Genomic DNA, 8177 nt, shown 5'->3' on the forward strand with positions numbered 1-8177 from the left:
TGTGTGATCCGCCGGCATTACCGGTCAACCTCGCCGAACACGAGGTCGTAGGTGCCGATCATCGCCACCACGTCGGCCAGCATGTGGCCGCGGACGACCGAGTCGATCGAGGACAGATGAGCGAAGCCCGGCGCGCGCAGATGGGCGCGGAACGGCTTGTTGGCACCGTCGGAAACCAGGTAGCAACCGAACTCGCCCTTGGGCGCTTCAACCGCCGCATAGGTTTCGCCGGCCGGCACGCAGTAGCCTTCACTGAACAGCTTGAAGTGATGGATCAGCGCTTCCATGTCGTCCTTCATCTCGGCGCGAGCCGGCGGGGCAACCTTGAAGTTCTTGACCATCACCGGGCCCGGGTTGGCCTTCAGCCACGCCACGCACTGCTTGATGATGCGGTTGGATTCGCGCATCTCGGCAATACGCACCAGGTAACGGTCGTAGCAGTCGCCCTTGGTGCCCAACGGCAGGTCGAAATCGACCGCGTCGTACTTGGCATACGGCTGCTTCTTGCGCAGATCCCAGGCGATACCCGAACCACGCAGCATCACGCCGGTCATGCCCCAGGCCATTGCATGCTCCGGGGTGATCACGCCGATGCCAACGGTACGCTGCTTCCAGATACGGTTGTCGGTCAGCAGGGTTTCGTATTCGTCAACGCGACCCGGGAACTCCTTGGTGAAGTTCTCCAGGAAGTCGAGTAGCGAGCCCTCGCGCGAAGCGTTCAGACGCTTCAGCGCATTACCCTTGTGCCAACGCGATTCCTTGTACTTCGGCATCGTGTCCGGCAGGTCACGGTACACACCACCCGGACGGTAGTAAGCCGCGTGCATGCGCGCGCCGGAGACTGCTTCATAGCAATCCATCAGCTCTTCGCGCTCACGGAAGGCGTACAGCATCACCGCCATCGCGCCCAGATCGAGCGCGTTGGAGCCCAGCCACATCAAGTGGTTCAGGACGCGGGTGACTTCATCGAACATGGTGCGGATGTACTGCGCACGCTCCGGCACTTCGATACCCACCAGGGTTTCGATGGCGCGGACATAGGCGTGCTCGTTGCACATCATCGAGCAGTAATCCAGGCGATCCATGTAACCGATCGACTGGTTGAACGGCTTGGATTCGGCCAGCTTTTCGGTCGCACGGTGCAGCAGGCCGATATGCGGATCGGCGCGCATGATGGTCTCGCCGTCCATCTCCAGGATCAGACGCAGCACACCGTGCGCGGCCGGATGCTGCGGGCCGAAGTTCATGGTGTAGTTGCGGATCTCCTGCTTGGCTTCAGCAGGATTGCTCGCAAAGGCCTGCGAGGCCTGGTGGAATTCCTTCTTTACGTCCGCACTCACTTGCTTGCCTCCGTCTGCGCGCGCTCGCCTTCAGCGGTCTGGAAACGGGCATCGTCGCGGATAACACGCGGCACGCCTACGCGCGGCTCGACCGAAGTCACCGGCTCGTAGACCACACGCTTCTTTTCTTCGTCGTAACGCACTTCGACGTTGCCGATCAGCGGGAAATCCTTGCGGAACGGATGGCCCACGAAACCGTAGTCGGTCAGGATGCGACGCAGGTCCGGGTGACCTTCGAAGATCACGCCGTACAGGTCGAACGCTTCGCGCTCGAACCAGTTCAGGCCCGGATGAATGTCGGTCAGCGAGGCCACCACCGGCAACGACTCGCTCGGCGCGTAGCAGCGGATGCGCAGCAGCTGATTGTGCTGGTAGGAACGCAGCTGGCAGACCACCGCGAAGCGCTGCTTCGGCAGTGCATCCGGCTGCGCGCCTTCGGCGGTTTCGTGGCTGGGGAATTCACCCCAAGCGAAACGACCGGCGCCACTGCCTTCCACGCCACGGCTGAAGCCGTGCGAGGAAACGTCCGAGGTATCCCACTCGTCGCTGCCGTAACCGAGGTAATCGACGCCGCACAGATCAGTGGCGTGCTCGAAGCCGAACTCGTCACGCAGCGCCAGAGCGGTTGCGTGCCAATCGGCAACAGCCACTTCCAGCGTTACTTCGCCGCGCGGTTCGACCACCACAACCTGCGCACCGGCAAAGCGGGCGCGAAGTTTATCGATGAGAGAAGGTGCTTGCTGGGCCATGGGGGCTGGCGTGCTCTTGATTTGAAAAGGGGTCAGCGTGCGATGGTCTGGGTTCGCCAGATCTTCTTCTGCAGCTGCAAAATGCCGTACACCAGCGCTTCGGCGGTCGGCGGGCAACCCGGGACATAGACGTCCACCGGCACCACGCGATCACAACCGCGCACCACTGCGTAGGAGTAATGGTAGTAACCGCCGCCATTGGCGCAGCTACCCATCGAGATGACCCACTTCGGGTCCGGCATCTGGTCGTAGACCTTGCGCAGCGCCGGGGCCATCTTGTTGACCAGGGTGCCGGCAACGATCATCACGTCGGACTGTCGCGGCGAGGGACGGAACACCACGCCATAACGATCAAGGTCCAGACGCGCCGCACCAGCGTGCATCATTTCCACCGCGCAGCAGGCCAGACCGAAGGTCATGGGCCACATCGAGCCGGTACGTGCCCAGTTCAACAGCGCATCAACGCTGGTGGTCACATAGCCCTTCTCGAGCAGGGGGTTATCGCCTTCAGGCCGCAGAATGTCATCAACCCGCCCTTCCGGGACGGGGTTGTTCATCAGGCCGTCGAGAGTTTGGATCACTCCCATTCCAGCGCTCCCTTCTTCCACACGTAAATAAAGCCGAGGAACAGCATGCCCACGAACAAGCCCATGGTGACCAGCGAGCGGGCGCCGAGCTCCATGAACACCTGGGTCCAGGGCACAATAAAGATGATTTCCAGGTCAAAGACGATGAACTGGATGGCGATGAGGTAGTAGCGCACGTCAAACTTCATGCGCGCGTTCTCGAACGCCTCGAAGCCACACTCGTAGGCGGAGAGCTTCTCGTTATCCGGCGAACGCGGAGCGAGGAACCGACCGATCAACATCAGCGTAACGCCAATGCCGGTGGCGACGATCAGAAACAGCAGAGACGGCAAATATTCGGCCAGCACAGCGATTCTCTCTTGCCTCTGCCCGGGACACCTGCAGGTGCCAAGGCATGGGGGATGAACGGGACTTGCCACGACGGGCCGCTGCTGCAACCCGTGTACCCGCATAAAACAATGGTGCCCAAGAGGGGACTCGAACCCCTACGACTTACGTCGCTACCACCTCAAGGTAGTGCGTCTACCAATTCCGCCACCTGGGCCTACGTCAGCGCAGCTGCTTCGCAGTGCGCCGCGTATTGTAACCGTCTTCAGTCTTTCTGTGCGGGTTCAGCGGGCTTTTCTTCGCTCTGGGCGGGAATATTTTCCGCCGGAGCCGTTGCCTGCGGCACTTCACCCACCGCCGCGGCAGCCGGAGCTGCCGGAACGGCCTGCAACTCACCTGCCGGAGCCGCCGGCGCAGCAGCCGGAGCCGCCGCCTCAACCGCACCCATCAGGCCGACACCCTGGTCCGCCGGACGCGAACCGTGGCTGGCGTACCACGCCATGAACAAGCTGATGCCGAAAAACACCACGGCCAGCCACTTGGTGCTCTTGGACAGGAAGTTGGACGCGCCGCGCGCACCAAACACCGTACCCGACGCACCGGCACCGAAGCCCGAACCAGCGGCAGCACCTGAGCCACGCTGCATCAGGATCAGCGCGATCATCGCGAGCGCCACCAGCACATAGACCACATTGAGGATCAACATCAGCATTTTAGAAATCCGTCCCGGACAATTACCCGTTAGCGACTGGCCGCTGCTCTCGCGATGGCCAGAAAATCAGCCGCCACCAGCGAAGCGCCACCTACCAGCCCGCCATCGACGTCAGGCTGTGAAAACAGCTCTGCTGCGTTGTCGGGCTTGACGCTGCCGCCATAAAGGATCGACAACGAATCCGCAATTCTAGCATCGCGCTCGGCGACTACGCCACGAATGAACGCATGCACCGCCTGCGCCTGCTCCGGCGTGGCGGTACGGCCGGTGCCAATTGCCCAGACCGGCTCATAGGCGACAACGGCCTTGGCAAAGGCCTGCACCCCGGCCAGATCCAGCACTGGCGCGAGCTGCGAGGCAATCACCGCCTCGGTCTGCGCGGCCTCGCGCTGCCCAAGCGTCTCACCGACACATAAGACTGGAACCAGACCAGCATTGATGGCGGCCACGAACTTGCGCGCCACCAGCTCGCTGCTCTCGTTATGGTACTGACGGCGCTCGGAGTGCCCGACCAGACCATGGGTAGCACCGACATCCACCAGCATGCTCGCCGAGACTTCACCGGTATAAGCGCCTTTCTCGTTGCTACTGACATCCTGCGAGCCGAAGGCCAGCTCCGTATCCTCGAAATCCTCGACCAGATCACCCAGGTAGGGCAACGGCGGCAGGATCACCAGGTGCACGCCGGGCAACGGCAGGCCAGCGGCCACCTGCCCGACCAGATCGGTGGCAAATTGACGGCTGCCATGCAGCTTCCAGTTACCGGCAACGATTTTTTGGCGCATTCAGGCATAACTCCGCGGTAAAAAGTATCGGCAAAGGATAGCCGATCTACGGACATAGCCAGGACAAGCTGCGGACAACGGAAGACAAGATGCAGAAACGCCGCCGGACCAGGGGCCGCGGCGGCGTCGATGTGCCAGCTACTTCGGCCAGCGCCGGCTTACTTCAGCTTGATCTCGCGCAGACGCTCTTCAAGGAAGCCATGGGCGGTGATCGCCTCCGGGTAGCGGCTCGGGTTTTCCGCGGTGACGCACGAGGGCAGCACGTCGATCAGGAAATCCGGGTTCGGGTGCAGGAAGAACGGCACCGAGTAACGCGGCTTGCGCGCCAGCTCACCCGGGGGATTGACCACGCGATGGATCGTGGACGGGTACACATGGTTGGTCAGGCGCTGCAGCATGTCACCGATGTTGACCACGATGGTGTCGGCGTCGGAGGTGAACGGCACCCACTCGCCTTCATGCGACTGCACTTCCAGGCCGGCCGCGCTGGCACCGACCAGCAAGGTGATGAAGTTGATGTCGCCATGGGCGCCGGCGCGCACGTTGGGGATATCGTCGGTGGTGATCGGCGGGTAATGGATCGGACGCAGGATCGAGTTGCCGTTGTTGGTCTTGTCGGCGAAGTAGTCTTCCGGCAGGCCGATGTGCAGGGCCAGTGCCGACAACACGCGCGAACCCAGCTGGTCGAGCTTCTGGTAGAGGCCGTAACCGTACTCCTTGAAGCCCGGTACTTCGCTCGGCCACAGGTTCGGCGGCATCACCTCGCGGTACTTGGAGTCATCGCCGATCTCGCGGCCGATATGCCAGAACTCCTTGAGGTCGAAGTGCTTGGAGCCCTTGGCGGTTTCCACACCGAACTGGGTATAGCCACGCGCACCGCCGCCGCCAGCGATGTGGTACTGCTTCTTCACATCTTCAGGCAGCGCAAAGAATGCCTTGAACACGTCATACGCGGCGTCGATCTCCGCCTGCGGAATGCCGTGGTTGCGAATACCCGCAAAACCCCACTGCCGATACGCCGCGCCAAGTTCGGCCACGAAGGCGTCACGGTCGGTATCGAAACGGGTGATGTCGAGGGTGGGAATGCGGGAACTCATACAAAACTCCAAGGAAGGGAACGGGACGGCGGCTATTGGAACCGACATCCCGGCAACACCACTATGATCCAGCTCAAACCTGTGCGGCAGCCGAACGAACCGCGTCGGCCAACGCCTCAAGCGTAGCGCTCATCAGCCCGGCCTCATCGGCCTCGACCGTGACCCGCACCACCGGCTCGGTACCCGACGGCCGCAGGAACGCCCTGCCCCGCCCAGCCACCGCTGCCTGCGCGGCCGCCAGCGCAGCTTGCACCGGCGCACTTGCAACCACTTCGCGCGCACCCGTTTCCAGGCGCACATTGATCGTCTTCTGCGGCACCATCGCCAGCCCCTGCAGCGCCTGCCGCAGGTTCATGCCGGCACCACCGAGCACTTCCAGCACCTGCAAGGCACTGACAATGGCGTCACCGGTGGTGGCCCGGTCCAGGCACAGGATGTGGCCAGAGGCTTCACCGCCGAGCACACCATTGCCCTCGACCAGGGCCTGGTGGACGTAGCGGTCGCCAACATTGGCGCGGACGAACGGAATACCCAACCGCTCCAGCGCCTGCTCCATCCCGTAGTTGGTCATCAAGGTGCCGACTACCGGCCCACGCAGACGGCCATTGGCCTGCCATGCCTTGGCCAGCACGTACAGCAAACCATCGCCATCCACGGCGGCACCGGTGTGATCGACCATCAACACGCGGTCGCCATCACCATCGAAGGCGATACCGATATCGGCACCGACCTCGGCCACCTTGCGCGCCAGGCTGTCGATATGCATCGAGCCCACGCCATCATTGATGTTGATGCCATTGGGCTCGGCACCGATGGCGGTCACTTCCGCACCCAGCTCGCGGAACAGCAATGGCGCGACATGATAGGTAGCGCCATGGGCGCAATCGAGCACGACCTTGAGCCCGCGCAGATAGAAGTTACGCGGCACACTGGCCTTGCAGAACTCGATGTAACGGCCGACCGCATCACGCGCGCGCACCGCCTTGCCCAGCTGCTCGGATTCCACCGTCGAGAACGGCTGATCCATCGCAGCTTCCAGTGCCAGCTCGGTGGCGTCATCGAGCTTCTCGCCTTCGGCGGAGAAGAACTTGATGCCATTGTCGTAGTGCGGGTTGTGCGAGGCACTGATGACGATGCCGGCATCGGCACCCAGCGTATGTGCCAGGAAGGCCACCGCCGGCGTCGGCATCGGCCCGATCAGCTGCACATTGGCACCTGCGGCAACCAGACCCGCCTCCAACGCCGACTCGAACATGTAGCCGGAGATGCGCGTGTCCTTGCCGATCACCACCGTCGGCTGCTGGCCACCACTACGGGCAACCAGCACACGACCCAGCGCATTACCGACGCGCAACACGAAATCAGCGGAAATGACGCCCTTGCCGACCCGGCCGCGGATGCCGTCGGTACCAAAATACTTGCGCGTGCTCATCAGGCAGCGGCTTCCTCGTGCTGCGGCTGGCGGCCCAGCATGGCCAACAGCTCGGCCAAGCGATCCCGCATCTCGCGGCGATCACAGATCTGGTCGATGGCACCGTGCTCAAGCAGGAACTCCGAGCGCTGGAAGCCTTCCGGCAGTTTTTCGCGCACGGTCTGCTCGATCACGCGCGGGCCGGCAAAGCCGATCAGCGCCTGCGGCTCAGCGATATTGATATCACCCAGCATCGCGAACGAGGCCGACACGCCACCGGTGGTGGGATGGGTCAGCACCGAGATGTACGGCAGACCGGCTTCACGCAGCTTGGCCAACGCGGCCGAGGTCTTGGCCATCTGCATCAGCGAGAACAGGCCTTCCTGCATGCGTGCACCGCCAGAGGCGGAGAAGCACACGTAAGGACAGCCAATCTCCAACGCAGCCTCTGCCGCCAGCGTGAAGCGCTCGCCGACCACCGAGCCCATCGAGCCGCCCATGAAGGCGAAGTCGAAGGACGAGGCCACCAACGGACGCCCCTTCAACAGGCCGCGCATGGCGATCAATGCATCGTATTCGCCGGTGCTCTTCTGGCTGGCCTTGATGCGCTCAACGTATTTCTTCTGGTCCTTGAACTTGAGCACGTCGGTCGGCCCAAGGCGGGCAGCGATCTCGGTGGTGCTGTCAGCGTCAAACAACGAGGCCAGGCGCGCGCGCGCGCGGATGGCCATGTGATGCCCACACTTCGGGCAGACCTCGAGGTTCTCTTCAAGCTCCGGGCGGTACAGGGCCGCGCCGCAGCTACTGCATTTTTCCCACAGCCCCTCGGGGACGCTGCGTTTTTTGGAGGGCGTGTTGTCGGTACGGATGCCGGACGGCATCAACTTGCTGAGCCAACTCATGCGGGATGACAATTCCGTTCAGGGTGGCCTTACGGCCACGACAGGGCCCACAGTCTAGCTCACCACTGCGACCAAGTTGCAGCACCGGATCTGGCGCAATCCCTACTGGCAAGTATGTTTGGCCGCTCCGTAGTGCCGAGCCATGCTCGGCAGAGGCATTACCGATAAGCGTCCTGTAGTGCCGAGCCATGCTCGGCAGGGGCATCACCGATAGAGCGTCCTGTAGTGCCGAGCCATGCTCGGCAAGGGCTTTCCAGGTAATGCTCC

Annotated in this window: 9 protein-coding genes and 1 tRNA gene; all 10 read right to left on the reverse strand. The window is 62.7% G+C overall.

The genetic code is table 11. The annotated features are described in order from the left end of the window. Nucleotides 1-17 precede the first annotated feature (17 nt). The gene (locus tag ACVOLV_RS15740; protein WP_481536345.1) at nucleotides 18-1247 is read right to left on the reverse strand and encodes an NADH-quinone oxidoreductase subunit D; all 1230 of its coding nucleotides are present in this window, start codon (nucleotides 1245-1247) and stop codon (nucleotides 18-20) included. 89 nt (nucleotides 1248-1336) lie between these two features. Then, nucleotides 1337-2089: an NADH-quinone oxidoreductase subunit C gene (locus ACVOLV_RS15745; RefSeq protein WP_481544931.1), complete on the reverse strand. Its 753-nt coding sequence runs from the start codon at nucleotides 2087-2089 to the stop codon at nucleotides 1337-1339. A gap of 32 nt (nucleotides 2090-2121) precedes the next feature. Beyond that, nucleotides 2122-2676, reverse strand: a complete 555-nt coding sequence (locus ACVOLV_RS15750) for a NuoB/complex I 20 kDa subunit family protein (RefSeq protein ID WP_017354657.1) — start codon at nucleotides 2674-2676, stop codon at nucleotides 2122-2124. Further along, the gene (locus ACVOLV_RS15755) at nucleotides 2667-3023 is read right to left on the reverse strand and encodes an NADH-quinone oxidoreductase subunit A (protein ID WP_057633772.1); all 357 of its coding nucleotides are present in this window, start codon (nucleotides 3021-3023) and stop codon (nucleotides 2667-2669) included. Before ACVOLV_RS15755 ends, ACVOLV_RS15750 begins: the two co-directional genes overlap by 10 nt. A gap of 112 nt (nucleotides 3024-3135) precedes the next feature. Beyond that, a tRNA-Leu gene (locus ACVOLV_RS15760) sits at nucleotides 3136-3220 on the reverse strand. A gap of 48 nt (nucleotides 3221-3268) precedes the next feature. Further along, nucleotides 3269-3715: a preprotein translocase subunit SecG gene (gene secG / locus ACVOLV_RS15765; protein ID WP_481555203.1), complete on the reverse strand. Its 447-nt coding sequence runs from the start codon at nucleotides 3713-3715 to the stop codon at nucleotides 3269-3271. A gap of 29 nt (nucleotides 3716-3744) precedes the next feature. Further along, on the reverse strand, nucleotides 3745-4500 hold the full coding sequence (tpiA, locus tag ACVOLV_RS15770) for a triose-phosphate isomerase (RefSeq protein ID WP_481555204.1): 756 nt from the start codon (nucleotides 4498-4500) through the stop codon (nucleotides 3745-3747). A gap of 158 nt (nucleotides 4501-4658) precedes the next feature. Next, nucleotides 4659-5597, reverse strand: a complete 939-nt coding sequence (locus ACVOLV_RS15775; protein WP_481555205.1) for an isopenicillin N synthase family dioxygenase — start codon at nucleotides 5595-5597, stop codon at nucleotides 4659-4661. Between the two features lie 73 nt (nucleotides 5598-5670). Continuing rightward, nucleotides 5671-7029: a phosphoglucosamine mutase gene (glmM, locus tag ACVOLV_RS15780; protein ID WP_481555206.1), complete on the reverse strand. Its 1359-nt coding sequence runs from the start codon at nucleotides 7027-7029 to the stop codon at nucleotides 5671-5673. Beyond that, a complete protein-coding gene (accD, locus tag ACVOLV_RS15785) occupies nucleotides 7029-7910 on the reverse strand; it encodes an acetyl-CoA carboxylase, carboxyltransferase subunit beta (RefSeq protein ID WP_481555207.1) in 882 nt (293 codons plus the stop codon). Before accD ends, glmM begins: the two co-directional genes overlap by 1 nt. Between the last annotated feature and the right edge of the window lie 267 nt (nucleotides 7911-8177).

Source organism: Stenotrophomonas sp. STEN023 (assembly GCF_056760135.1).

Bases quoted from the DNA above. Each gene is read 5' to 3' on its own strand.
- tpiA (WP_481555204.1), bottom strand. From the start codon at position 4,500: ATGCGCCAAAAAATCGTTGCCGGTAACTGGAAGCTGCATGGCAGCCGT.
- ACVOLV_RS15740 (WP_481536345.1), bottom strand. From the start codon at position 1,247: ATGAACTTCGGCCCGCAGCATCCGGCCGCGCACGGTGTGCTGCGTCTG.
- accD (WP_481555207.1), bottom strand. From the start codon at position 7,910: ATGAGTTGGCTCAGCAAGTTGATGCCGTCCGGCATCCGTACCGACAAC.
- secG (WP_481555203.1), bottom strand. From the start codon at position 3,715: ATGCTGATGTTGATCCTCAATGTGGTCTATGTGCTGGTGGCGCTCGCG.
- ACVOLV_RS15750 (WP_017354657.1), bottom strand. From the start codon at position 2,676: ATGGGAGTGATCCAAACTCTCGACGGCCTGATGAACAACCCCGTCCCG.
- glmM (WP_481555206.1), bottom strand. From the start codon at position 7,029: ATGAGCACGCGCAAGTATTTTGGTACCGACGGCATCCGCGGCCGGGTC.
- ACVOLV_RS15775 (WP_481555205.1), bottom strand. From the start codon at position 5,597: ATGAGTTCCCGCATTCCCACCCTCGACATCACCCGTTTCGATACCGAC.
- ACVOLV_RS15745 (WP_481544931.1), bottom strand. From the start codon at position 2,089: ATGGCCCAGCAAGCACCTTCTCTCATCGATAAACTTCGCGCCCGCTTT.